This window comes from Prochlorococcus marinus str. MIT 9515, assembly GCF_000015665.1.
Lineage (GTDB): Bacteria > Cyanobacteriota > Cyanobacteriia > PCC-6307 > Cyanobiaceae > Prochlorococcus_A > Prochlorococcus_A marinus_P.
In genome coordinates this window covers 1,678,702-1,704,176 of the sequence record NC_008817.1, presented here as the reverse complement: position 1 = coordinate 1,704,176, position 25,475 = coordinate 1,678,702, and the positions used below count along the sequence as shown (strand labels likewise).

The following is a 25,475-nucleotide window of genomic DNA, read 5'->3' as shown; positions in this document are numbered from 1 at the left end:
TCATTTTCTGAAAAAACTTCATAGTGGAAAAGTTTTTTTTAATGTGTATTTATAAAGACTAATATAATTTTCTTAAAATTTTATCAACAAAATCGATTTGATTTTAGACAGTAATTAACAATTTTTAATGAGTTTTAAACTATTTCCACAGTCACTTTGTTTTTTGGTTTTATTAGTATCCTAAAACTTTAGTTATATTTTTTAATGAAGGTTCAATATTTTTTCTGAAAACAGCGTCATTATTATTAATGGCACAATCTGGATCTTTTAACCCATTTCCTGTTAAAACACAAACTATTGTTGATCCTTTTTTTATTCTGTTTTTATTTTTAATAAGCCCTGCAACAGAGGCAGCGCTTGCTGGTTCACAAAAAACTCCTTCTTTGGCAAGCATTTTATAAGCTTCAATAATTTCTTTATCAGTAACAGACTGAAAATCTCCTTTGCTTTCTTTTTTGACTATTTTTGCTTTGTCTCTATTTACAGGATTTCCAATTCTAATTGCTGTTGCAATGGTTTCAGGATCTTTAACGATAATATTTTTTACCAAAGGTGCAGATCCTTCAGATTGAAATCCCATCATAATTGGTAATTTTAAATTCTTTTTTATTTTTCTATACTCTTTGAACCCTAACCAATAAGCCGTTATGTTTCCTGCATTTCCCATAGGTATACAAAGCCAGTCAGGAGCAATACCTAAGTCATCTACTATCTCAAAGGCAGCAGTCTTTTGACCTTGTATTCGATAAGGATTAACAGAATTTACAAGGTTTATTGGATATTCAGAAGATAAGTCTCTAACTATTTCCAAAGCTTTATCAAAATTACCTTGTATAGAAATAATTTCTGCACCATACATTAAAGCTTGAGCAAGTTTTCCCTGAGCTACGTATCCATCAGGAATTATTACATAAGATCTTAAACCACCTCTTGAAGCATAAGCAGCAGCAGCAGCAGAAGTGTTTCCTGTACTAGCGCATATTACAGCTTCACGCCCTTCTTCTTTTGCTTTACTTATAGCCATTGTCATTCCTCTGTCTTTGAATGATCCAGTAGGATTTAAGCCGTCATATTTTAAATAAACTTTTGTATTGTTTCCAAGTAGATTACTAATTGATTCACTGAATATAAGAGGAGTATTTCCTTCATTTAAGGAAATAATGGGAGTTTTTGAAGATACTGGCAGATATTGTCTATATGCATTAATTAACCCTGGCCATCTTTTTTTTCTGTAATTTCCTTTGAATTTATTTTTAATTTTATTTATGAATTTCATAATTATTTAATTGTTTTTAATTTGTTCTAGAGGCTTGCTAGTGAAAAATTCTAATAATTCCGATATTGATTGTACTTTATTCATTACTTTACTTAAAGCGTTTACGTTTAAAATAATAGTTTTCGTAGGATAACTTTCAAAGAATCTTATGAGATTTATTTTTCCATTTCCAATATTTAAACCCTTTATTACACTTGATCTCAGAGCTAACATACCTGTTCTTTCATCATTTGTTCTAGGGGTGTGAAGAATGGATGATAGCCTTGTTAAAAAAACGTTACCTATTTCGGAGTAAACTAATTTACTTGCAATAGTTATTGGTATTTCGAAATTTTTATTTAATATTGTTTGAATCTCATCATCTGAAGAACCGGTCGCATTTAAAATTCTTCTTAATGACATTGATGATTTACCATTCTCAGCAAAATCTTTTAAAGAATCTACAGTTACTGTTCTTGAAAAAATGCCGTAGATAATTTTGATATTTTCTGCAGATTGAACTTTAGGTGGATTTAAAAAAATGTGATTAGTAATTATTATTAAAAAAATTTTAGAAAGCAAACTTTTAGAAAATTTCATTTATATAGTTACACCAGCAGCAATTTTTACAAGTCTGACAACGCTTTTTTCTGTAACTTTTTTTGCAATTGTTAAACTCATTTCTTTTGTGTAAGGTTCGTTTATAAGTCTTGGAACTCTTTTTAGAAAAATATCAATAGAGTATCCAGGTATTTTTTGTATGATTTCTAGAAAATTTTTGAAAGGCTCAATTGTTAAAATTAAATCATTAATGTTTTCGTTATCTTTTGCAATGTTTAATTTAATTGATTTTGGAAGGTAATTATTTACACCCTTCAGTAATTTTAAACCTACTAAGTCTATTTGATCAGTCAAACTATTAATAATTTCATTTCTTAGAAATCCACCTTTCGGAGAAAAAAGAAGATTAATAACTTCATCAAGAAGTTTTTCTAAATTGAGATTGGTCTGTTTTGCTGCGTTAGATAGTAAATCTTCTAATCTGTCCCATTTGAATTTTTTATTATCAAAAAGCATTTCTTTTAAACTTTCTCTTAGTTGAGGATCAGGGTCTTCCATTAATCTTCGGGCGAAATATGGATAAGCTGCTCCGAGTATTTTAAAATCAGGATCTACGCTTAAAGCAATCCCTTCTAATGTTAATAAAGACCTAATTATAAGTGCATAATATGGAGGTAATTTAAAAGGAAATTTATACATAACTCCTGACATATCATCAGTTACACTTTTAAAATCCATTTTCGACACACCAAGTTCTACTGCATTTATAAAGACATCTTGAAAAGCTGGAACAATAGGTTCAAGATTAACTTCTTCAGATAAGAAACCTAACTTAACAAAATCTTGAGATAATTTATCAAAATTCTTATTAACAAGATGAACTACTGCTTGGATTAATCCGGATCTAGATGTTTTAGTAACTTCACTCATCATACCGAAATCCAAATAGCATAATCTGCCATCTTTCAAGGCTAATAAATTGCCAGGATGTGGGTCAGCATGAAAGAAACCATGTTCTAATAATTGCTCTAAACTACATTGCACTCCTATTTCAATCATCTCGTCAGGATCTATACCTAAATTTTTAACCTCTTCGAGATTTGTGAGCTTTGTGCCATCTATCCATTCCATAGTTAACACTCTTCGTGAAGTGGTTTCTTTATAAATTTTTGGCACAGCAATTTTTGAGTTATGTAGATGAAAATTTCTAAATTTTTCAGCATTTTCAGCTTCGTTTAGATAATCCATTTCTTCAAAAACTCTTTTTCCTAATTCATCAATCAAAGCAACAAGATCGCTCCTAATTAGTCCAATATTATTTTTCAACCAATTAGCAATATTTCTAACTATGTATAAATCAAGTGTGATTTGTTCTCTTAACCCAGGTCTTTGTACTTTTACAGCCACAACATCTTTATTTTTGAGAACAGCTTTATGAACTTGTCCTAAAGATGCTGCAGAAATTGGTTCTTTATCAATAGTTAAAAAAATCTCATCAATTTCTTTATTCAAATCTTCTTCTATAAGTTCCATCGCTTTATCTCCATCAAATCCTGGTAATTGATCTTGAAGCTCAGATAACTCTTCTAGAAGAACACTAGGAATAATGTCTGGTCTGGTTGATAAAGCTTGACCAGCTTTAACAAATGCAGGGCCTAATTCTACTAATAAATTTGTTAGTTGCTTTGCTCTATATCTAGCTTTAGATTCTTTTTTTAGTTGTCCAGTTAATTTATCCCACCCGACTGAAATTATATATACAAAAATTGGGATTAGAGTTTGCCAAAGTCTTTTGAATAGTCGACTAGGGTTTTTTTGATAAATTTTAGAAATTATTTCTGGATTATATTCAAGTAATCCCGAAGCTTCTATAAAATCTGTATAATCTTCGTTCATAACTTTATTTATTTAAACCCTTTTATTTTCTTCAAAAAGAAGTTAATTTTTTTGTATGTAAGAATTATCATGTTAATACAATTAAAATTAAAAAATATTGCCTTAATTGAAATTATAGAAATTAATTTCGAAAAAGGGTTGAATATTATTACGGGAGATTCAGGATCAGGAAAATCACTGATCCTAGATTCCTTAAATGTTTTATTCGGTGGAACTAATATACCTTTAAAGCACTTAATTCGTCCAGGAAAAAAAGAATGTTTAATTGAGGCGAAATTTTCAAATTCCTCAAAACTAACTGATTGGTTTTCAAGAAATGGTTTTAAAGAAATTTCGGATGAAATTTTCGTTAAAAGACAATCTTATAAAAAAAATAATAAAATTCATTCAAAATATACGATAAACAATTTATCTGTTAACAAAAAAGTTTTGGGAAAATTAGGATTATTGTTAGTAGATTTTGCTGGTCAATCTGATACCTTTTTATATGATAATCAAGATTACAGAAGAAGAATAATTGATGATTTAGGTTCAAAAAGATTAAAGAAGATTAATTTTGACATTAAAAGTTTATGGCAGGAATTTCAGATTCTTAAAAAAAGAAGGGAAGAGAAGAAGGAGGCATTTAAAAAGAAAGAAGAGAATAATTTTGCAATTCAAGAGATGTTTAAAATGTTGGAAGAAGCTAATTTAAATTCAAAAAGTGAAATTTCAGAACTGCAATCAAAAGAGTTGCGACTTTCAAGCAATTTTGACATTAAAAACTCGATACAATTATCTCTTGATAATTTAAATAGCTATAACAACGATTCTTCCGTAAGTTATTTAATTGCTCAATCAATAAAACAATTAAGTAAAGTTAGTCAATTTGATTCAAAGATTAAAGATTTAAATGATGATTTAATAAGTATTCAAAATGATGTAGAAAATTTAATTTTTGCTTTAACAAAATATTCGGAACAACTAGAGAATGAGGATTTCAGCTTGGAAGAAGTTCAAAAAAGATTATTTTACTTACAAAATTTAGAGAGAACATTTTCCCTCGAACTACCAGATTTAATTTTAAAAAGAAATGAATTAAAAACATTTATAGAGGATAATTTAGATGAGGAAGAAATTAAGAAATTGGATATTCAAATCAATAAATTGGAAGTTAATTTAAATACCCTTTTTGAGATTCAGTCTTCTCAAAGAAAGGAAACAGCTGATCAACTTCAAAATTCTGTAATTTCTATTTTAAAAAATTTAGGGTTAGAGAACGCAGATTTTTCAATTGAATTTTCAAAAGTTGCATCTTCTTCAGAAGGCAATGAGACGATAGACTTTCTATTTTCGGCAAATCCTGATCAAAAGTTAGCGCCATTATCCAAAATTATTTCTGGAGGAGAAATGTCAAGATTTTTATTAGCAATAAAATCTAGCATTTCTCAAAAATCTAATACTTTTTTCTTAGATGAAATCGATAATGGTTTAAGTGGGAAATCATTATATTCTTTAGTTGAATTAATAAAAGCTACTGCACAGGACAGGCAGGTTTTATGTATTACGCACCAGCCTTTATTAGCAGCAACTGGTAATTCTCATTTTAAAGTCAAGAAAAATGTAATTAATGGAATAACTTTTACTTCTGTTCTTAAATTAAATACAAAAAGAGAAAGACAAAATGAGTTAATTGAACTTATAGGTGGTGGTTTTAGTGAAGCAAATAGTTATGCATCTACACTAATCGATAAAGCAGCCGCATAAATAAAAAAATATAGACTATAATGATAATTCTTTAAATCAATCAAGATTTAAGCATGGTTAAAAAAAATATTGGTATCAATGAAGATAATTCCATAAAAATCCGAGGTGCTCGACAACATAATTTAAAAAATATAGATTTAACTCTTCCAAGAAATAAATTTATTGTTTTTACAGGTGTTAGCGGTAGTGGTAAAAGCTCTTTAGCTTTTGATACTATTTTTGCAGAAGGTCAAAGAAGATATGTAGAAAGCCTTTCTGCTTATGCCAGACAGTTTTTAGGTCAAGTTGACAAACCAGATGTAGATAATATTGAGGGATTATCCCCTGCTATATCTATAGATCAAAAATCAACGAGTCATAATCCTCGATCAACTGTTGGAACAGTTACTGAGATACAAGATTATTTAAGATTATTATTTGGACGCGCTGGAGAACCTCATTGTCATCATTGTGGGTTGCCAATTGCTCCGCAAACAATTGATGAAATGGTTGATCAAATAGTTTTGTTGCCTGAAGGAACAAGGTATCAATTGCTTGCACCTGTCGTAAGAGGTAAAAAGGGAACTCATGCAAAATTACTTAGCGGATTAGCCGCAGAAGGTTTTGCTCGAGTAAGAATTAATGGTGAGGTTAGAGAGCTTGCAGATAGTATTGAGTTAGATAAGAACCATATTCATAATATCGAGGTTGTAGTAGACCGATTGATTGCTAGAGATGGAATTCAGGAAAGATTGAATGACTCTTTACAAACTTGCCTTAAAAGAGGAGATGGGCTTTCTATTGTTGAAGTTGTTCCTAAAAAAGGGGAAACTTTACCTCCCGAGTTAGATAAAGAAAAATTATATTCTGAGAACTATGCATGTCCAATTCATGGATCTATTGTTGAAGAATTGTCTCCAAGATTATTTTCTTTTAATAGCCCTTATGGTGCTTGTTCCGATTGTCATGGTATTGGCTATTTAAAAAAATTTACTGCAGATAGAGTAATACCTGATACTTCTTTACCTGTTTACGCTGCCATAGCTCCTTGGAGCGAAAAAGATAATACATATTATTTTTCGTTACTTTATTCAGTAGGACAAGCTTATGGTTTTGAATTAAAAACTCCTTGGAAAGATCTCAGTGATTTACAAAAAAATGTCTTACTTTCGGGATCTGATAAGCCAATTTTAATTCAAGCTGATAGTCGCTTTAAAACTTCTAGCGGTTTTGAAAGACCTTTTGAGGGAATTTTGCCAATCCTAGAAAGGCAATTAAGTGAATCTAATGGAGAATCAGTTAAACAAAAGCTTGAAAAATATTTAGAATTAGTTCCTTGTAAAACATGTTCAGGTAAGAGATTAAAACCAGAAGCACTCGCTGTTAAACTTGGCCCCTATAACATCACTGATTTAACTTCTATTAGCGTCTCAGAAACTTTATCTCATATTGAGAAAATAATGGGTTTAAGTAAAAATAAAACAGAAATTGTTCTCTTGTCATCTAAACAAAAACAAATAGGTGAATTAGTTTTAAAAGAAATTCGATTACGTTTAAAGTTTCTTATTAATGTAGGTCTGGATTATTTGACACTAGATAGACCAGCCATGACTTTGTCTGGTGGAGAAGCTCAGCGTATTAGATTAGCAACTCAAATAGGAGCAGGTTTAACTGGTGTTTTATATGTATTGGATGAACCAAGTATCGGCTTACATCAAAGAGATAATGATAGGTTGCTTGAAACATTAAAAAATCTCAGAGATTTAGGTAATACTCTTGTTGTTGTAGAACATGATGAAGATACTATGAAATCTGCAGATTACTTAGTGGATATAGGGCCCGGTGCAGGCGTTTATGGAGGTGAAATTATTGCAAAAGGTACATTTGAGGATGTTTTAAACTCAGAAAAGTCTTTGACTGGCGCTTATCTCAGTGGGAGGAAGTCTATTCCTACACCAAGTGTTAGAAGATCTTCAGTTAAGAAAAGTCTTATACTAAATAATTGTGTTAAGAATAATCTCAAGGATATATCAGTTGAATTTCCTTTGGGAAGATTAGTTTCTGTAACTGGTGTAAGTGGTAGTGGGAAAAGTACATTAGTTAATGAATTATTACATCCTGCACTTTCACACTCTCTTGGTTTAAAAGTTCCTTTTCCTAAGGGTGTTAAAGAATTAAAAGGTATAAAAGCTATTGATAAAGTAATTGTTATTGATCAATCTCCTATTGGAAGAACTCCTAGATCAAACCCTGCTACTTATACAGGTGCTTTCGATCCGATTAGACAATTGTTTACTGCCACTGTAGAAGCTAAAGCTAGAGGTTATCAAGCTGGCCAATTTAGCTTTAATGTTAAAGGGGGTAGATGCGAGGCTTGTAGAGGTCAAGGAGTTAATGTCATTGAAATGAATTTTTTGCCTGATGTTTATGTTCAATGTGATGTATGTAAAGGTGCTCGTTTTAATAGAGAAACGCTTCAAGTTAAATATAAAGGTTTTAATATATCAGATGTCTTAGAAATGACTGTTGAGCAAGCAGCTGAAACTTTCTCTGCTATTCCTCAAGCTGCAGATAGATTGTCTACTTTAGTTGATGTAGGACTTGGTTACGTTAAATTAGGCCAGCCAGCTCCAACATTATCTGGTGGAGAGGCACAAAGAGTAAAATTAGCAACTGAATTATCAAAGAGAGCTACTGGAAAAACTTTATATTTAATTGATGAGCCAACAACGGGATTAAGTTTTTATGATGTGCATAAATTAATGGATGTTATTCAACGTTTAGTAGATAAAGGTAATTCTGTAGTAGTTATTGAGCATAATTTAGATGTTATTAGATGTTCAGATTGGATAATTGATCTTGGACCTGATGGAGGTGATAAAGGTGGAGAAATCATCGTGGAGGGTACACCTGAAGATGTTGCGAAGCATGCAACAAGTTATACAGCCAAATATTTAAAGCAAGCTCTAAATTGAGTAAATAATTAGTTGTATTTCTTTGCATTCTATATATTATTATTTTTGAAAATCTTTTTATAAACTTATGAGAACCTACTGTTTTCAGGGCTTTTAGTCCTCTATACTTTTTATAAATTAATAAATCATAATGCTTTCTTAATATTTCTTGTTGAAATTCAGCTTATCTCTAATAGGAGATTGTATCTGAAACGTGTGAAATGGGTTTAAAATTTTTATATTTACATTTGCATGGTTTAATACGTTCCAGTAGCCTTGAATTAGGTAGGGATTCAGATACTGGTGGGCAAACGCAATATGTATTGGAATTAGTCAAAGGCTTAGCAAATACTTCTCAAGTTGAGCAAGTAGATTTAGTGACTCGTCTGATTAATGATAATAAAGTCGACAAATCTTATTCAAAAGAAAAGGAATTTATTGAACCCGGAGCACAAATATTAAGATTTCAATTTGGTCCTAATAAATATTTAAGAAAAGAATTACTTTGGCCTTATTTAGATGAATTGACTCACAACCTCATCAACTATTATAAAAAACTTGATAACAAGCCAAATTTTATTCATGCTCATTACGCAGATGCTGGTTACGTAGGAATTAGATTAAGCCAAGTTCTTAAAGTACCTTTAATCTTTACTGGGCATTCTTTAGGGAGAGAGAAAAAAAGAAAACTAATTGAGGCTGGTTTAAAAATTAATCAAATTGAAAAGTTGTACTTTATAAGTAAAAGAATTAATGCTGAGGAAGAGGCCTTAAAATATGCGGATATTGTCGTAACAAGCACTAAACAAGAATCTATATATCAATACTCTCAATATAATTCTTTTTCCTTTGATAAATCTAAAGTAATTGCTCCTGGAGTAAATCACAAAAAATTTCATCATATTAACTCTACAACTGAAATTGCTGAAATTGATAATATGATGCTTCCTTTTTTAAAAGACTTAAGAAAGCCTCCCTTTTTGGCTATTTCCAGAGCAGTAAGAAGAAAAAATATTCCTGCTCTAGTAGAAGCATATGGACGATCAGAAAAACTTAAAAGGAAAACTAATTTGATTTTAGTTTTAGGTTGTAGAGATAATACTTCAAAACTTGACTCTCAACAAAAAGATGTTTTTCAAAAAATTTTTGAAATGATAGATAAATACAATTTATATGGAAAAGTAGCTTATCCAAAAAAACATTCTCCAGCAAACATTCCTGCCTTATATAGATGGGCAGCAAGTAGGGGAGGTATATTTGTGAATCCTGCATTAACAGAGCCTTTTGGATTAACGTTACTTGAAGCATCTTCATGTGGTTTGCCAATTATTGCCACAGATGATGGAGGGCCTAAAGAGATTCACTCAAAATGTGATAATGGCTTATTAGTTGATGTAAGTGATATTAATAAATTAAAACTTGCTCTTGAACAAGGCATTACAAACAGTTCTCAATGGAAATTATGGAGTAGAAACGGAATTGAAGGAGTTCATAGACATTTTAGCTGGAATACTCATGTCAGAAAATATTTATCAGTCCTATCAAGTCAATATCAAAAATCAACTATTGATTCATCATCCAAAATCAAGGAAAGTTGTTTAAAAGGTAGTTCTTCACTGATAAAGCCCCATTGATTAAAAACCTTTGGATCAGAATGGATAATTAATTGATTCTTTTGCGTTTTTTTTAATTGAAAGCCTTTTTGCGATAATTTCTTTATTAAGTTAGCTGTTTCTTCAAATCTAGAAGCCATCGCATCAAGACTACTACAGTCACTTGTTAATCCATCATCTTTCCATGTAAAGAAACTCATATTAAGTAATGCTTTAAAGATTTATTTTTAAAACTATACCTAAAATTACGAGTAATATGTTGATTTTCCAGAAGTTTTCAACTATTTTTTCTTCCTTCATTCCACTCAATTCAAAATGATGATGTATTGGAGTCATTAAAAAGACCCTTTTTCCTCTTTTAAATATTTTTTTGGTTATTTTAAAAAAACTTACTTGAATAATTACTGATAAAGCTTCAATAACAAATATTCCTGAGATAATAAATAATGTAAAATAGCTATTAGTTAATATTGAAATATAACCTAATGTTGCACCAATTGTTAATGATCCTGTATCGCCCATGAATATTTTTGCAGGATACTTATTAAATTTCAAAAAGCCTACACATAAACCTGACATTGCGTACGCAATAAGACCATATATTATTAATTCTTGCTGACCTTTAATAAATATTTCTGTGCCAAGTCCATAAAAGACTATTGACCCGCATCCAGATGCTAATCCATCAAGTCCGTCTGTTAAATTTACTGCGTTACTTAAACCTACTAAGGTAACAAAACAGATTGGAAAAATCACTATATTAGTATCAATAGCCCAATTATTGGATACTGTAATTAAAGAGTTTATATAACCATTTTGATAGGCTAATACGATAAATAATATTGAAATTAATGATTGTAATATGAATTTTTGAGTTGATCTTAAACCTATATTCTTTTTCTTCTTAATACTTAAATAGTCGTCTAAAAATCCTATAATAAAAAAACTTAAACTACCAAAAAATAATAGTATTATTCCCATGGAATAGAAGTAATGGTTTACTATTAAAAGCAGTAATAATAAAGGAAGAATAATAAATATTCCTCCCATTGTAGGTGTATTCTTTTTATTAAAATGAAAAGATGGTCCTGTATCTCTAATATTTTGTAGTAAATTTAATTGTTTAATTATTTTTAAACCGTAATTAGTTATTAATATACAAATAGAAAAAAATACAAGAAAAATACAAATTATAAGTAAATTATTAAAAATAAAAGAATTTACTATTAAAGATAATGTAATTAAAAAAAATAAAGTAGTAAAATCTAGTCTTCTAGTCTTCCCAATCATCTTCTGATGAATCATCTTCGGTTTTATAATCCTCTTTTTCTCCCATTAAAGCTGAAAGTTCTTCCTCTTCAATTGTACTAATTTCTTGTGAGTCTCCATCTTTTTCAGTTACAAGTCTTCCTGTCTCTTCTAACCAAGATAGCAAATCAGGTTCTTCTCTTAATGGTAATACGGGTGCGGGGTCTTCTCTTCGATAACAAGTCAAGGCTGGATTTACTTCAGCAATTTCATTCAATCTAAGTTTGATTTTATCAGAATCCATTTTGTAAATTCACTTACATGTAACATAATACATAAACATGCCACTTTGAAAATTTTGTTTGATAAAGAAAATTTTAAATATTTCTTAATTTGGTCAATTTCCTTTTTTTTAGCTATTCTTTTTAAGTTTTATGGTTTTATAAACCCTGAGATTTTATTAATTAATAATTATCTTGTTCTTTTATTAGTTTTTGGTCCAGGACTTGTAGTTACAATAATATTAGTTTTCAATAAAATTTTGAAAGCTAAATGAAATTTAGATTTTAGACTGTTACCTGAGGGAAATTTTAATGCAGCACCCAAAAAAAGTTGTTCTTGCCTATTCTGGTGGAGTTGATACTAGTGTTTGTATTCCATATCTTAAAAATGAATACGGAATTTCAGAAGTTATTACTTTTGTGGCAGATCTTGGTCAAGGAGACGATATAGAGAGTATTAGTCAAAAAGCTTTAAATTCCGGAGCAACAAAATCGGTGATTGGAAATTTAGTAGAGGATTTTGTTGAGAAGTATGCTTTTCCTGCTATAAGAGCAAACGCACTTTATGGAGAAAAGTATCCTTTATCAACAGCTTTGGCCAGACCTTTAATAGCTGAAAATCTTGTCAAATTAGCAAGAAAATTAAATGCTGGCGCAGTTGCGCACGGTTGTACAGGAAAAGGAAATGATCAAGTAAGATTTGACTTGGCTATTAATGCTTTAGGACCTGATTTGGAGATAATTACACCTGCTCGAGAATGGAAGATGAGTAGAGAAGAAGCTATTTTATATGGAGAAAAATTTGGAATTCCTGCTCCGGTTTCTAAGAAATCACCATACTCGATTGATGTCAATCTTCTTGGCCGTAGTGTCGAAGCTGGTTTTTTGGAAGATCCGATGCAAGAACCTAATGAAGAAGTTTTTGCGATGACTTCATCTATTGATGATTCGCCAAATTATCCAAAGGATATAGAAATTACATTTAAAAATGGATTTCCTATTGCTATTGGGAACGAATCTCTAAGCCCTTTAAAGATTATTCAAAAGGTTAATTACTTAGCAGGAAAAAATGGTTTTGGTAGGATTGATATGATTGAAGATAGAGTAGTTGGCATTAAAAGTAGAGAAATATATGAGGCTCCTGGTCTTTTACTGCTTATAAAAGCTCATAAAGAATTAGAAAGCATAACGTTAAATCCAGATGTATTAGATTTTAAAAATTTAGTCGAAAAAAAATGGGCCCAACTTGTATATCAGGGATTTTGGTTCGGCCCTCTTAAGAAAGCATTAGATGGTTTTATTGATGCAACACAAACTTCTGTTAATGGAAAGGTGAAAATAAGATTACATAAAGGAAATGCAATAATAATTGGTAGGTCCTCTGAAAATAATTCTCTTTATAGGGAAGATTTAGCAACCTATAGTAAAGATGATATTTTTGACCACAAGCAAGCAGAAGGATTCATCTATATGTGGGGTATGTCTAATAAAATATGGGCAGAATTAAATTCAAAAATGAATAATTAAAACTTAAGATTTTACTTGCTCTTCTAATTCTGGAGTAGAAGATTCTAAGGTTATTTTCTTTTTATTATCCGTTTCGTCTGCTTTAGGCTCAGATTTATTGGCTGAATCAATATTCTCATTTTCTTTTTTTTCTGCTTGATTAGAGCTTTTATTAGAAGATCTTGGTGTCGGTAAAGGACCTTCTTGCTTTACTGTCAAATATCTTATGACATCTTCACTTAAACGCATTGCTTTTTCTATTTTGAAGATATGTTGTCCGTCCCCTTGATGACTTAATTGCACATAAATCCCCTCCCGATGTTTTGCTATCTGATAAGCAAGCCTTCTTTTACCTCTCATTTGACTATCGAGGATTGTCGCACCAAATTCTTCAAGAAGTTTATTATATTTATCGATATGATTTTTCACTTCCTCCTCCGCGATATCCGGGCGAAGAATATACATAGTTTCGTAATAAATTTGATCAGTCATAATTTTCAGACAAGGTCTTTGGCTCGTAAATTTGTTAATGAGCGTCTGTACATTACATACGATACATTATCAAGGTCATATTCTTAATAATAATGAGCTTTTTATCTGGTTAAAGATATTTTTTTAGTGCATCATGCATTACTTCAAAAGGTACTTCTAAACCATTTGTCCAAAATGATAATGATTTTGCTCCTTGAGCAATTAGCATTTGAGTACCATCTATAGTCATACATCCTTTTCTATCGCAAAACTTTAAAAAAGGAGTAGGTGAAGGATTGTAAATAAGATCATAAACAATTGTATTTGAATCAATAGTTTCCCAAGACGATTGCCCAAATGGTATTGCATCATTATCTGAGGTTTGACTCATTCCTATTGGAGTTGTATTGACTATTAAATCTGTTTCTTCAATTAAGTTACCAATTTCATCATTAGTATTTAGTATTCCCTCTATTTTGATGTCATTTTTAAAAAGGGTAATTAGCTCATTTAAAGAGTTATTATTCCTTGAGATAATGGTGATTTTCGATAATTTTAAATCTATAAGACCTTGAATTACTGATCTTGCAGCGCCTCCAGAACCCAAAATTATCGAATTTTTGTTTGTTAAATTTAGGTTTTTTAAAGGGTAGATAAACCCTTCAATATCAGTATTTGTACCACTCCAATTATTATCATTTTTAAGTTTAAGAGTATTTATAGCCTGTATTTTTTTTGCAACTGGTGATATTTCACTGCAGAGATCAAATACTTTCTTTTTAAATGGAATTGTAATATTTAAGCCTTTACAATTCATTTTTTTTAGAGAATTTACAACAATTTCTAAGTCTTCATTTTTACAGGGAATTGCTATGTAAATTAAATCAAGACCTAAATATTTTATAGCTGCATTTTGCATGATTGGAGATAAAGAGTGGCTTACTGGGTTTCCAATTAAAGCAAGAAAAGATGTATTACTTGTAATCATTTTTAGAGAAATTTTTAAAAAAAATTGTGATCTGTTCGGGAACCACACCTCGTTTTAGAGTAACAATAATGTCGTCAATGACCGATTATGGAGAATATTAAGCAGAGTATCTACCAATGGGGAAGGTTGTTGGAATCGATTTAGGAACAACTAATAGTTGTGTTGCTGTGATGGAAGGGGGTAAACCTACTGTAATAGCAAATGCAGAGGGTTTCAGAACAACACCATCTGTAGTTGCATATACTAAAAACCAAGATCAGCTTGTTGGACAGATTGCAAAACGACAAGCTGTAATGAACCCTGAAAATACTTTTTATTCAGCTAAGCGTTTTGTTGGTAGAAGAGTCGACGAAGTTAATGAAGAATCTAAAGATGTTAGTTATGGGATTGAAAAAGCTGGATCAAATGTAAAATTAAAATGTCCAGTTTTAGATAAACAATTTTCTCCTGAAGAGGTTAGTGCTCAGGTTTTAAGAAAACTTTCTGAAGATGCTGGTAAGTATTTAGGTGAAAACATCACTCAAGCTGTAATAACAGTTCCAGCCTATTTTAATGATTCTCAAAGACAGGCTACAAAAGATGCGGGTAAAATTGCAGGATTAGAGGTTTTAAGAATAATTAATGAACCTACAGCTGCGGCTTTAGCTTATGGATTAGATAAAAAAAGTAATGAGAGGATTTTAGTTTTTGATTTAGGAGGTGGAACTTTTGATGTTTCAGTTTTAGAAGTTGGAGACGGTGTTTTCGAAGTTTTATCAACATCTGGGGATACTCATTTAGGAGGTGATGATTTCGATAGATGTATTGTCAATCATCTGGCGAGCGTTTTTAAAAGCAATGAAGGGATTGACTTGAGAGAGGACAAACAAGCCTTACAACGTCTTACTGAAGCAGCTGAAAAGGCAAAGATTGAACTTTCAAATGCTACTCAAAGCGAAATAAATTTACCTTTCATTACTGCTACACCAGATGGTCCAAAGCATCTTGATTTGAATTTGACTAGAGCTAATTTTGAAGAACTAGCCTCCAAGTTAATCGATAGATGTAGAGTTCCTGTAGAGCAAGCTCTTAAGGATGCAAAGCTTTCTACAGGTGAGATTGATGAAATAGTTATGGTTGGAGGTTCAACAAGAATGCCAGCTGTACAGGAGTTAGTAAAGAGAGTAACAGGTAAAGACCCGAATCAAACTGTAAATCCAGATGAGGTTGTAGCTGTGGGTGCAGCGATACAAGGGGGTGTGTTAGCAGGTGAGGTTAAAGACATATTATTGTTAGACGTTACTCCGTTATCTCTAGGTGTGGAGACTTTAGGAGGAGTGATGACTAAGATGATTACTCGTAATACAACAGTACCAACTAAAAAATCTGAGACTTACTCAACTGCTGTTGATGGTCAAACTAATGTCGAAATTCATGTCCTTCAAGGAGAGAGGGAAATGGCCTCAGATAATAAAAGTTTAGGAACATTTAGACTTGACGGGATTCCCTCCGCACCAAGGGGTGTTCCACAAATAGAGGTAACATTTGATATTGATGCCAATGGAATCCTAAGTGTTACTGCTAAAGATAAAGGAAGTGGAAAGGAGCAATCTATCTCAATAACAGGTGCTTCAACTCTCTCAGATAATGAAGTTGATAAAATGGTAAAAGATGCAGAGTCAAATGCTTCAGTAGATAAAGAAAAAAGAGAAAAGATTGATTTAAAGAATCAAGCAGAAACTCTCGTTTATCAAACAGAAAAACAGTTAGGGGAACTTGGTGACAAGGTTGACGATTCTGCTAAAGCGAAGGTAGAAGAAAAAAGTAAAGCTTTGAAAGAGGCTACTTCTAAAGAAGATTATGATTCTATGAAGAAATTGTTAGAGGAACTACAACAAGAACTTTATGCAATAGGCTCTTCAGTCTATCAACAGCCAGGTAATCAACCACCTGCCCCAGGAGGTCCAAACGCAAATGCTTCTGATGATAAAGGTCCTGATGATGATGTTATTGATGCTGACTTTACAGAAACAAAAGATTAAATAACGTGTTTTTTAATTTCATCTGAAATCCAAGAAGAACAAGCGGGAGCAAGTAATATTCCATTTTTATAAAAACCAGTACATAAAACCAAACCTTTTTCTAAACTTCTTAGTATAGGAGAAGGTTCTCCTTCAGGACGTGATCTAATACCAAACCATTTATTTGTAATTGTATTTTGGTTCAGCCAACTTGGCTTATTTTCTAAGAAATTGGTAAGTTCCTCAAATGCGTTATCTCTAGGTGTTATTTTATTTTCGTCCGTAGACCCAATAATCAATTTGTTTTTATTAATTCTAATAAAATTTTTGCTATTAATACTGAAATGCTTAGGAAGAGAGAATAAATCAATTTCTTTATCATTAGTTGCAATTTCTATCGCTTGACCTAATACTGGTTTTAATCTGATTTTATGAAGATCTGAATCAATCAATTTTATTGCTTCAAGAGAGTTACATAAAATAATTGCATCAGATTTTATTTCTAATGTATTTTTGCACTCAGAAATCCATTGATTATTAATTTTTTTTATTTTGATAATTTCTTCTTCTATAGTTTTTATTTTTTTACTTTTTATATAAATATCTAATGTTTTTAATAATGAAATAGGATCAATTCTGCCATCTTGAAAAGAGATGATTCCTCTTAAGTTTTCAATATTAAATATTTTGTTAATACTTTTTATAATCGTAGAATCTCTGTCTAAAACTTTTAAATTTCTATTGGGATGATGAGATATAAACTGATTTAGTTTTTCAAATTTTGTTTTGTCTGTTGTTAGTTGAATTAATGGTTTTTCAATTTTTAAATTTTCGTCATATTGTCTAAGAAATTTTATCCATTTTGGCCATAATTCATTACTTTTTTTTCTCAGTTCCCAACTTCTGCCTTTACTTTTTTGATACATGTGACTCATTAAGAGACCCAACGCAGCGCTACTACTATTTGTACCTTTTTTTGGATCTACAATAGTGATTTGAAAACCTTGTTCAGATAGCTCCAATGCGTTAAATTTACCAATAATTCCTGAACCGATAATTAATATATGAGATTTTTTAAAATGTTTTTTTAATACTTTCATTGATATATTATATGAAATTAACTAAAAAATTAAATACTTAGATTTTTGGAAAGACCATCTATTATATTCAGAACAGTTTGTCCTGATCGTTCCGGACTAGTTAGTCAATTAACTAGTTGGATATCTAATTATGGGGGCAATATCAAACATTCAGATCACCATACAGATCAAGAAGCAGGATTGTTTTTGAGTAGAATAGAATGGAATTTAAATGATTTACCAATTAATAAAGTTGAAATCTATGAGCAATTTGAGAAAAATGCAATAGATATAAATGGCCAATTTAATATTAATTACTCAGATGAGATACCAAATGTAGGTATTTTTGTAAGTAAGCAAAATCACTGTTTAATAGACTTGCTTTGGCGAGTAAGAAACGGCGAATTAAAAATGAATGTACCATTAATAATTTCTAATCATCCTGATCTTGAAGAAATCGCTAAGGATTTTAATGCCCAATTTGTTTATATTGATAATTTAAAATACTCTAAATCTACTGTCGAAAACCAGATTTTAAATTTGTTAAATGATTTTGATATCGAACTGGTTGTATTAGCCAAATATATGCAAATTTTAAGTGATTCTTTTTTGAAAAGTTATTCCTCAATTATTAACATACATCATTCTTTTTTGCCTGCATTTAAAGGCGCGCAACCTTATCATCGAGCATGGAAGAGAGGTGTGAAATTGATTGGTGCGACTGCACATTATGTTACTCAAGATTTAGACGAAGGGCCAATAATTGAGCAATGTACTGTCAATGTAAGTCATAGAGATGAAGTTGCTGATTTGATTAGAAAAGGACGCGATACTGAGAGGATTGCGCTTGCAAGGGCAGTTAGATTACATTTGAATCATCAGATTTTCGTATACGATAGCAAAACAGCTGTTTTTGATTAGAAATCAATTTTATTCTTCTAATTCAATCTGTATTTGTCTTTCATAAATAGATTTTTCATTAAAAGCTCTTGCCACTAAAAAACTTGTAATACAACTAATAAGAACAGGTTTCATTATTAATAAATTTTTTGTTAAGGCAAAAGCCAAGAACATAGCTGTTATAGGTGTTCTAGAACATCCTGCTACAAATGCCCCCATGCCAGCAAAGATATATGTACTTGGAGCATGGCCTGTGGCAATTTCTACCCAGCTTCCCATTATTAATCCTATGGCCCCACCCAAGGTAAGCATTGGGTAGAACAATCCTCCAGGCGCTCCAGAAGCTGCAGCTAATCCAGTTGTAATGAAGAGTATCAACACAGCTAAAAGAGCTATTTCGATACTGGTGTTTTTTTCAGCTATTATTTTTTGTAATTCATCTAAATTATGAAAAGAGCTAGGTAAAAATGAATAAATACTACCAAGTAAGAGTCCACAAATACTCATTTTTAAAACAAATTTTTTTTTATACCATTTTTTCCCAAGATCCTGCATTACAAGAACATATTTGCTGTAAAGTTCTGCAAATAGTCCAATAATAACTCCTAGTAAAATAAGATAAATAAAATCTATAGGTAAGAAAAAGACAGATGGATCATATTCTTTTTGGATTAAAAATCCTAAGTTGAAATCAAAACCTCCTGCTTTGGGGTCAAGACCCAGGGCTTGAATAATATCCGCAGATGAATCTGCTATAAAAGTTGTTATTACAACTAATAATAAAATTATTGGTCTTGCAGAATTTAATAATTCTTCAATCGCGTAGATGAATCCACCTAATGGAGCGCTAAATACTGCAGCTATTCCAGCACCTCCTCCTGCTGCAACAATTACTCTTCTAAAAGCTAATGGAGCTTTCAGCCATCTTGCCATTTGCCAAGCAACTGAACCTCCCATTTGAACTGATGGTCCTTCAGGACCTAAAGGAAACCCACTTCCAATTGCAATTATTCCAGATAATAATTTAACTAAGCCAACTTTTAGATTCATGGGTACTTTTTTATGCCTCAAGAATCCCATAATTTGACTTACACCAGAACCTTTTGCTGCTGGAGCTAAGTTTTTAATTAAAAAGCCTGCTATGGCTCCACCAATAGCCCCAAATGCTGGTAATACTGCAATGGATGGAAAATTCTCTAAAAGTTCTAATCTCCAATTATTTATAAAATAAATACCAGTTTTAAAAGAAATACTAGTTATTGATGCTCCTAATCCTGTTAATAGAATTGATATGACAACAACAAAAGATCTCTGTTTAAGTAATTTTTTTATGCTTTGAGAAGAGTTACTACTGGTTTTTTGAATATTTTCTTTTATTAGCTTTTTCATAGTCCTTTATTATTTTGTCAAACTGAAATTTTCTATTTCATCAAATTGAAGATAACGATAAAGTTCGTCTGAGTATGGATTTATTTTGTTTTTAGTAATATCTTGATATTCATTTACTGTAGGTATTTTTCCTAAAAGAGCACAAACTGCTGCCAACTCAGCACTTCCTAAAAATACCTGAGCATTTTTACCAAGTCTATTATCAAAATTTCTTGTGCTGGTGGAGAAAACAACTGAACCTTCATCTACTCTTGCTTGATTTCCCATGCATAATGAACAACCTGGTAACTCTAATCTTGCGCCACATTTTTCAAATATTTCATAGTATCCTTCAGCTTTAAGTGTTTCTTCATCCATTTTTGTAGGAGGGCAAATCCATAGTCTTGAATTTAATTTTTCTATACCCTCAAGAACCTTAGCTGCAGCCCTATAGTGTCCGATATTAGTCATACAAGATCCGATAAAAACTTCATCTATCTCAGTATTTTCTACATTTTCAATTTCTTTTACATTATCTGGGTCATTTGGGCAAGCTACTATTGGTTGAGTAACTTTAGCTAGGTCAATTTCTATAATCTCTTCATAAGAGGCATTTTTATCGGGCTGAATTAATTCGGGTTTTTTTAGCCACGTTTTCATATCACTGATTCGTCTTGATATCGATTTTGCATCTTCATAATTGCTTTCAATCATCTTTTCTAAGAGGCAGATATTACTTTTTAAATATTCTTCTACTGTCCTATGCGATAAGAGTATTGTGCTGCCAGCACATGAGCGTTCAGCAGTGGCATCAGTTAATTCAAACGCTTGCTCAAGTTTTAAATCAGGCAAACCTTCTATTTCCATAATTTTTCCGTTAAAGATATTTTTCTTGTTTTCCTTAGCAACGGTTAATAAACCTTTTTTTATTGCAAAGAGTGGAATTGCATTCACAAGATCTCGTAGTGTTATTCCTGGTAGTAAATTCCCTGTAAATTTTACTAATACTGATTCTGGCATGTTTAATGGCATTGATCCTATTGCTGCTGCAAAAGCAACAATCCCCGAACCTCCAGGGAAGGAAATGCCAAGAGGAAATCTCGTATGACTATCTCCTCCTGTTCCTACAGTATCTGGAAGTAGCATTCTATTAAGCCAACTATGAATGATGCCATCACCAGGTTTAAGAGCTACGCCACCTCTTTGCGAAATAAAATCAGGTAATTCTTTATGAGTAACTAAATCAACTGGTTTCGGATAAGCAGCAGTATGACAAAAACTTTGCATTACTAAATCTGCAGTAAAACCTAAACAAGCTAACTCTTTAAGTTCGTCTCTAGTCATCGGACCAGTAGTATCTTGGCTCCCAACAGTTGTCATAATGGGCTCACATGTCATTCCTGGAAGTACTCCTTTTAATCCACATGCTTTACCTACTATTTTTTGTGCTTGAGTAAATCCAGTATTAATTTCTTTTGGACTTTTTGGGCGTATAAATACTTTACTAGGTTGTAATTCAAGTTTTTTCCTGATTTTATCTGTGAGAGATCTCCCAATCATGAGATTTATTCTTCCGCCAGCTTGAATTTCATCTGTAAGTGTTGATGGTTTCAAGTTGAAATGACTTATTGTTAATTCAGTATTTGAAATTTTATCAATTTTTTTTATTACACCTTCATAGGGCAATATTTTTAGTAAATCACCAGTATTAATTTTAGAGACATCTGTTTCAATCGGTAGAGCTCCAGAATCTTGGGCTGTATTAAAGAAAATTGGTGCTATTTTATTTCCTATTATTATTCCACCAGTTTTTTTATTAGGTACAAATGGGATATCTTCGCCTAAATGCCAAATAACAGAATTAATGGCAGATTTTCTTGAACTGCCTGTGCCAACGACATCTCCAACATACGCTATTTGTAGATCTTGTTTTTTAAGATCAGCAAGAATTTTTAGTCCATCCTGATTCTTGAATTCAAGCATAGATAATGCGTGTAATGGGATGTCTGGACGTGATGTAGCATGTACTGCAGGAGATAAGTCATCAGTGTTTGTTTCGCCATCGATTTTGAATGCTAAACATGTAATTTCTCTTGGAATGGATTTTTTAGTTGTAAACCATTCTGCATTGGCCCAACTATTTACAACCTCTTCTGCATAAATATTATTTTGAGATAAATCAAAAATATCATTTGCTGCATCGTATACAAGGATAATATTCTTTAAAACTTTTGCTGCTTCTTTAGCTAGCAAATCATTTTTATTTTTAAGTATTTCAATTAGCGAGTTTACGTTATATCCTCCTATCATTGTCCCTAAAATCTGTATTGCTTTTTGGGCATTAATAAATTTGCAATGTTTTTCTCCATTCACAATCGCTGTAAGCCAGCTTGCTTTTATATATGCTGCTTCATCCACCCCCGGTGGGACTCTATTGATAAGTAAATCAAGTAAATAGCTACTTTCGAAATTGTTTTCTTGTTCTAATAGTTGGGTAACACAATTTATCTGCTCGGCATTCAGAGGTAAAGGAGGTATGCCTTGAGCAGCTCTTGCAGCTACGTGGTCTTCATAATGTTTGAGCAATGTTTCCAATTTCTTCATTTGTGAGGTTTAATGCCTAATCTATTGTTATTTTTAATATTGATAAGGAGAGTATTTATCAATGCTTTTTAAAATATTCAAACTACTGAATTAATGACGACTTCATCAAATAATCAATCTTTAGAAAAAACATCTGATTTGCATGTTGTTGAAACACGTCCATTGATACCTCCAAGCAAACTTCATAATGATATACCTTTAGATTATACCTCTGCTGATACTGTCTCCAATACGAGGAGATCGATACAAAATATTTTGCATAATAATGATCCTAGGCTATTAGTCATTGTGGGACCATGCTCAATCCACGATATTAAAGCTGCTAAAGAGTATTCAGAATATATTCAGGAATTTAGAAAAATCTACAATGATAAATTGGAAATTGTAATGAGAGTATATTTTGAAAAACCGAGAACTACAATCGGATGGAAAGGATTGATAAATGACCCCCATTTAGATGGTTCCTACGATATTAATACAGGTTTACGTAGAGCTAGAAGCTTGCTCTCCTATCTTGCGACTAGAGGGATCCCTTCAGCTACTGAGTTGTTGGACCCCATTGTCCCTCAATATATTGCTGATTTAATCAGCTGGACAGCCATTGGTGCAAGGACAACTGAAAGTCAAACTCATAGAGAAATGGCTTCAGGATTATCTATGCCAATTGGTTTTAAAAATGGTACAGATGGTTCTTTCAGTACAGCTATTAATGCGATGCAGTCTGCATCAAAATCTCATCACTTTTTAGGCGTTAATGATCATGGTTATGCTTCTATTGTAAATACGACTGGCAATCCCGATGGGCATATAGTTTTAAGGGGTGGGTCTAAAGGAGTTAATTTTGAAAATCAACATGTAAAAGGCATATCTTCTGAATTAAAAGCCAGTAATCTTCCTCATAAGGTTATGATCGATTGTAGTCATGGTAATTCTAATAAAGACTTTAGGAAGCAATCTGATGTTCTAGAAAACGTAGCAACTCAAATTAAGAATGGTGAAAAAAATATTTTAGGAATTATGCTTGAAAGTCATCTTAAGGAAGGTAATCAAAAACTTTCAAATAATAAAGATCTTGAATATGGGAGAAGTATTACTGATGCTTGCATTAATATAGACAAGACAAAAAATTTGCTAGAGAGTTTATATGATTCAATTTCTTAATTTATAAACCTGTAATAAAAAAGTTAAAGCAAAATGCTGATAAAATTGGCACGACAAAATTATCTACTCCAAAAAAACTTAATTGTTCAAGAATGGTAGCAATAAAAGCGATCGTAAAAATATTTATATTTAAACTATATTCTTGAAAAGAACATAAACCAAAAACAACTAATAAGCTTGTTAAGAACATAGTCATCGTTCCAAAGAATGATTTTTTTTGGTTAAAAATAATCCAACTTTTGGATTGAATGTTTTTGCCTATTAATCCGGCAAAGCCATCTCCAAATGTCATTATAAAAAATCCAGCGATGAGGGAAGTAGGATCTTTATTCCAATAAAGATAAATTAAAATGAATAAACTGAGACAATAAAAAATTGTCCCATAACTTTTTCTATCTACATCCTCAATAGTTGGGAATAATTTAGATTTGTAATTTATGAAAGTTAATAAAGAAACAATTCCTGTAAAGAATAGAGCAGAAATTTGATCTAAATCTAAATATTTAGCAAGAGGAATTAAGGGTCCTATACCAATATGAACAATTTTCCTAAGTGCCTCTTTATTATCCTGATCAAACCTTTTATAAATTATTGATATTAAAAAGACAATTAATATATAACTAGAAAGAAAAACAAATTTCAACTACTTAATTATGCTGCTTTTTGATGAGTTGTCATTACTCTTAATTTTAGTATTGCCTTTGCTTCTAGTTGTCTAACTCTTTCTCGAGATACATTTATTTGTCTTCCTATTTCGGCCAGAGTTAGTGGCTCTTCTCCGTCTAAGCCGAATCTTAGTTTCATGATTTTTTGTTCCCTCTCATTTAGCTGAGTTAGCCAAGTTCCTAAATGTTCTTTTTGGATAGTTCTATCCATTCCTTCCATTGGCTCTTCACCATTTGGATCTGGAATAAGTTCACCTAGAGTACTACGATCTTCTTCTCCTCTTGCATGAGCGTCAAGAGATGCGCATGGAGCACTTTGAGAGATTAAGTCTTCTAAATCTTTTTGATCAATCCCCATCGCTGTTGCCATTTCTAATCTGGTTGGTTGCCTTCCAGATTTTTGAGATAATTCTCGGGAAACTCTCCTCATTTTGGATAATTTTTCACTTATATGAATTGGCAATCGGATTGTTCTAGCACTATTATCAATAGCTCTTGTCATTCCTTGTCTAATCCACCAATAAGCATAAGTAGAAAATTTATATCCCATTGCAGGATCAAATTTATCAACAGCCCTCTCTAAGCCAATAGCGCCTTCTTGTACCAAGTCTAATAGTTCTAAACCTTGATTTTGATACTTTTTTGCAACAGATACTACAAGTCTTAAATTGGCAGACATCATTCTATCTCTAGCCCTCTTCCCAACTTTAATAAGATGACGATTTCTTGATGATCTTTCAATTTCAGGAATTTTTAGCATTTTTTTCATGTTTTGAACATGATGTGCTAGCTCTATTTCCTCTGCGGCAGTAAGCAGAGGAACTCTTCCAATACTGCTTAAGTAATAACCAATAGAATCTGAAGCAAGTCTTGCAGATTTTTTTTGGCTTTGTTTAGCACTTAAGCTGGATTTTGTTTTGCGAGTCTTGCCCGCAGTGTTTGGTAATCTAGGTTCTTCATTATTATTTTTTGAAGAACTATTTCCAGATTCCAGAAGGATCCCCATCACCCTGGCCTCTTAAAACGGATTTTTTAAAAAGCTAGCACTGAAATCGAGATAAAAACTACTTTTGCGTTGAAACTTTAAAGACAAATTAGGAAGATTTTATCAATATTTCTCCTGAACTGTTGATATGATTAGGTTTTGTATAAATATAAAATATTTAATAATATTAAGTAATTTTTAAAAATGTTATAAAA

At 31.6% G+C, this 25,475-nt stretch carries 20 protein-coding genes; 7 read left to right on the top strand and 13 right to left on the bottom strand.

What is annotated here, in order from left to right; translation table 11 throughout:
* Positions 1-172: 172 nt before the first annotated feature.
* Genes thrC through P9515_RS09165 form a run of 3 tightly spaced genes read right to left on the bottom strand, consistent with a single transcriptional unit; the run spans position 173 to position 3,712 of the window.
* Entirely contained in the window at positions 173-1,276 is a 1,104-nt protein-coding gene (thrC, locus tag P9515_RS09175) for a threonine synthase (protein WP_011821198.1), read from the bottom strand.
* Between the two features lie 6 nt (positions 1,277-1,282).
* The gene (locus P9515_RS09170; protein ID WP_011821197.1) at positions 1,283-1,855 is read right to left on the bottom strand and encodes an alpha/beta hydrolase; all 573 of its coding nucleotides are present in this window, start codon (positions 1,853-1,855) and stop codon (positions 1,283-1,285) included.
* Complete coding sequence (locus P9515_RS09165) at positions 1,856-3,712, bottom strand: ABC1 kinase family protein (RefSeq protein WP_011821196.1); 1,857 nt, start codon at positions 3,710-3,712, stop codon at positions 1,856-1,858.
* Between the two features lie 69 nt (positions 3,713-3,781).
* Between P9515_RS09165 and P9515_RS09160 the strand changes: the two genes are divergently transcribed.
* From P9515_RS09160 to P9515_RS09150, 3 genes are all read left to right on the top strand, one after another.
* On the top strand, positions 3,782-5,458 hold the full coding sequence (locus P9515_RS09160; RefSeq protein WP_011821195.1) for an AAA family ATPase: 1,677 nt from the start codon (positions 3,782-3,784) through the stop codon (positions 5,456-5,458).
* Between the two features lie 53 nt (positions 5,459-5,511).
* A complete protein-coding gene (gene uvrA, locus P9515_RS09155) occupies positions 5,512-8,412 on the top strand; it encodes an excinuclease ABC subunit UvrA (RefSeq protein ID WP_011821194.1) in 2,901 nt (966 codons plus the stop codon).
* Positions 8,413-8,612: 200 nt separating this feature from the next.
* On the top strand, positions 8,613-10,025 hold the full coding sequence (locus P9515_RS09150; protein ID WP_011821193.1) for a glycosyltransferase: 1,413 nt from the start codon (positions 8,613-8,615) through the stop codon (positions 10,023-10,025).
* Here the strand turns inward: P9515_RS09150 and P9515_RS09145 are convergent.
* The 3 genes from P9515_RS09145 to P9515_RS09135 are packed head-to-tail and all read right to left on the bottom strand — an operon-like array spanning position 9,944 to position 11,556.
* Positions 9,944-10,204 (bottom strand): hypothetical protein, encoded by a 261-nt coding sequence (locus tag P9515_RS09145; protein ID WP_041710669.1) that lies wholly within the window; start codon positions 10,202-10,204, stop codon positions 9,944-9,946. The genes P9515_RS09150 and P9515_RS09145 overlap by 82 nt on opposite strands.
* A gap of 13 nt (positions 10,205-10,217) precedes the next feature.
* Positions 10,218-11,294: a phospho-N-acetylmuramoyl-pentapeptide-transferase gene (gene mraY / locus P9515_RS09140; RefSeq protein ID WP_041710668.1), complete on the bottom strand. Its 1,077-nt coding sequence runs from the start codon at positions 11,292-11,294 to the stop codon at positions 10,218-10,220.
* A complete protein-coding gene (locus P9515_RS09135; RefSeq protein WP_011821191.1) occupies positions 11,278-11,556 on the bottom strand; it encodes a DUF3134 family protein in 279 nt (92 codons plus the stop codon). Before P9515_RS09135 ends, mraY begins: the two co-directional genes overlap by 17 nt.
* Positions 11,557-11,845: 289 nt before the next feature.
* Between P9515_RS09135 and P9515_RS09125 the strand changes: the two genes are divergently transcribed.
* Positions 11,846-13,060, top strand: coding sequence for an argininosuccinate synthase (locus P9515_RS09125; RefSeq protein WP_011821189.1), 1,215 nt, complete (start codon positions 11,846-11,848; stop codon positions 13,058-13,060).
* Positions 13,061-13,063: 3 nt separating this feature from the next.
* On the opposite strand, the gene rpsF is transcribed toward P9515_RS09125, so the two are convergent.
* Positions 13,064-13,531 (bottom strand): 30S ribosomal protein S6, encoded by a 468-nt coding sequence (gene rpsF / locus P9515_RS09120; RefSeq protein ID WP_011821188.1) that lies wholly within the window; start codon positions 13,529-13,531, stop codon positions 13,064-13,066.
* A gap of 109 nt (positions 13,532-13,640) precedes the next feature.
* Entirely contained in the window at positions 13,641-14,498 is an 858-nt protein-coding gene (locus tag P9515_RS09115) for a shikimate dehydrogenase (RefSeq protein WP_011821187.1), read from the bottom strand.
* Between the two features lie 116 nt (positions 14,499-14,614).
* Between P9515_RS09115 and dnaK the strand changes: the two genes are divergently transcribed.
* Positions 14,615-16,519: a molecular chaperone DnaK gene (dnaK, locus tag P9515_RS09110; protein ID WP_011821186.1), complete on the top strand. Its 1,905-nt coding sequence runs from the start codon at positions 14,615-14,617 to the stop codon at positions 16,517-16,519.
* On the opposite strand, the gene P9515_RS09105 is transcribed toward dnaK, so the two are convergent.
* Complete coding sequence (locus P9515_RS09105) at positions 16,516-17,598, bottom strand: FAD-dependent oxidoreductase (protein ID WP_011821185.1); 1,083 nt, start codon at positions 17,596-17,598, stop codon at positions 16,516-16,518. The two genes, dnaK and P9515_RS09105, sit on opposite strands and share 4 nt — an antisense overlap.
* Before the next feature lie 45 nt (positions 17,599-17,643).
* Here P9515_RS09105 and purU point away from each other — a divergent pair, with 45 nt between their 5' ends.
* The gene (purU, locus tag P9515_RS09100) at positions 17,644-18,498 is read left to right on the top strand and encodes a formyltetrahydrofolate deformylase (RefSeq protein ID WP_011821184.1); all 855 of its coding nucleotides are present in this window, start codon (positions 17,644-17,646) and stop codon (positions 18,496-18,498) included.
* Between the two features lie 9 nt (positions 18,499-18,507).
* Here the strand turns inward: purU and P9515_RS09095 are convergent, their stop codons facing one another.
* Together P9515_RS09095 and acnB are read right to left on the bottom strand one after the other, a co-directional pair.
* The gene (locus P9515_RS09095; protein WP_011821183.1) at positions 18,508-19,866 is read right to left on the bottom strand and encodes a ClC family H(+)/Cl(-) exchange transporter; all 1,359 of its coding nucleotides are present in this window, start codon (positions 19,864-19,866) and stop codon (positions 18,508-18,510) included.
* Positions 19,867-19,875: 9 nt separating this feature from the next.
* Entirely contained in the window at positions 19,876-22,449 is a 2,574-nt protein-coding gene (gene acnB / locus P9515_RS09090) for a bifunctional aconitate hydratase 2/2-methylisocitrate dehydratase (protein ID WP_011821182.1), read from the bottom strand.
* Positions 22,450-22,542: 93 nt separating this feature from the next.
* On the opposite strand from acnB, the gene P9515_RS09085 reads away from it, so the two are divergent.
* The gene (locus P9515_RS09085; RefSeq protein WP_011821181.1) at positions 22,543-23,610 is read left to right on the top strand and encodes a 3-deoxy-7-phosphoheptulonate synthase; all 1,068 of its coding nucleotides are present in this window, start codon (positions 22,543-22,545) and stop codon (positions 23,608-23,610) included.
* 1 nt (position 23,611) lies between these two features.
* Here the strand turns inward: P9515_RS09085 and P9515_RS09080 are convergent, their stop codons facing one another.
* Positions 23,612-24,253: a diacylglycerol/polyprenol kinase family protein gene (locus tag P9515_RS09080; protein ID WP_011821180.1), complete on the bottom strand. Its 642-nt coding sequence runs from the start codon at positions 24,251-24,253 to the stop codon at positions 23,612-23,614.
* A gap of 8 nt (positions 24,254-24,261) precedes the next feature.
* The gene (locus P9515_RS09075) at positions 24,262-25,281 is read right to left on the bottom strand and encodes an RpoD/SigA family RNA polymerase sigma factor (protein ID WP_011821179.1); all 1,020 of its coding nucleotides are present in this window, start codon (positions 25,279-25,281) and stop codon (positions 24,262-24,264) included.
* Positions 25,282-25,475 lie beyond the last annotated feature (194 nt).

What these genes read in the sequence shown, in the direction of transcription:
- thrC (WP_011821198.1), bottom strand. Translation starts at nt 1,276, where the DNA reads ATGAAATTCATAAATAAAATTAAAAATAAATTCAAAGGAAATTACAGA.
- P9515_RS09170 (WP_011821197.1), bottom strand. Translation starts at nt 1,855, where the DNA reads ATGAAATTTTCTAAAAGTTTGCTTTCTAAAATTTTTTTAATAATAATT.
- P9515_RS09165 (WP_011821196.1), bottom strand. Translation starts at nt 3,712, where the DNA reads ATGAACGAAGATTATACAGATTTTATAGAAGCTTCGGGATTACTTGAA.
- P9515_RS09160 (WP_011821195.1), top strand. Translation starts at nt 3,782, where the DNA reads ATGTTAATACAATTAAAATTAAAAAATATTGCCTTAATTGAAATTATA.
- uvrA (WP_011821194.1), top strand. Translation starts at nt 5,512, where the DNA reads ATGGTTAAAAAAAATATTGGTATCAATGAAGATAATTCCATAAAAATC.
- P9515_RS09150 (WP_011821193.1), top strand. Translation starts at nt 8,613, where the DNA reads ATGGGTTTAAAATTTTTATATTTACATTTGCATGGTTTAATACGTTCC.
- P9515_RS09145 (WP_041710669.1), bottom strand. Translation starts at nt 10,204, where the DNA reads ATGAGTTTCTTTACATGGAAAGATGATGGATTAACAAGTGACTGTAGT.
- mraY (WP_041710668.1), bottom strand. Translation starts at nt 11,294, where the DNA reads ATGATTGGGAAGACTAGAAGACTAGATTTTACTACTTTATTTTTTTTA.
- P9515_RS09135 (WP_011821191.1), bottom strand. Translation starts at nt 11,556, where the DNA reads ATGGATTCTGATAAAATCAAACTTAGATTGAATGAAATTGCTGAAGTA.
- P9515_RS09125 (WP_011821189.1), top strand. Translation starts at nt 11,846, where the DNA reads ATGCAGCACCCAAAAAAAGTTGTTCTTGCCTATTCTGGTGGAGTTGAT.
- rpsF (WP_011821188.1), bottom strand. Translation starts at nt 13,531, where the DNA reads ATGACTGATCAAATTTATTACGAAACTATGTATATTCTTCGCCCGGAT.
- P9515_RS09115 (WP_011821187.1), bottom strand. Translation starts at nt 14,498, where the DNA reads ATGATTACAAGTAATACATCTTTTCTTGCTTTAATTGGAAACCCAGTA.
- dnaK (WP_011821186.1), top strand. Translation starts at nt 14,615, where the DNA reads ATGGGGAAGGTTGTTGGAATCGATTTAGGAACAACTAATAGTTGTGTT.
- P9515_RS09105 (WP_011821185.1), bottom strand. Translation starts at nt 17,598, where the DNA reads ATGAAAGTATTAAAAAAACATTTTAAAAAATCTCATATATTAATTATC.
- P9515_RS09095 (WP_011821183.1), bottom strand. Translation starts at nt 19,866, where the DNA reads ATGAAAAAGCTAATAAAAGAAAATATTCAAAAAACCAGTAGTAACTCT.
- acnB (WP_011821182.1), bottom strand. Translation starts at nt 22,449, where the DNA reads ATGAAGAAATTGGAAACATTGCTCAAACATTATGAAGACCACGTAGCT.
- P9515_RS09085 (WP_011821181.1), top strand. Translation starts at nt 22,543, where the DNA reads ATGACGACTTCATCAAATAATCAATCTTTAGAAAAAACATCTGATTTG.
- P9515_RS09075 (WP_011821179.1), bottom strand. Translation starts at nt 25,281, where the DNA reads ATGGGGATCCTTCTGGAATCTGGAAATAGTTCTTCAAAAAATAATAAT.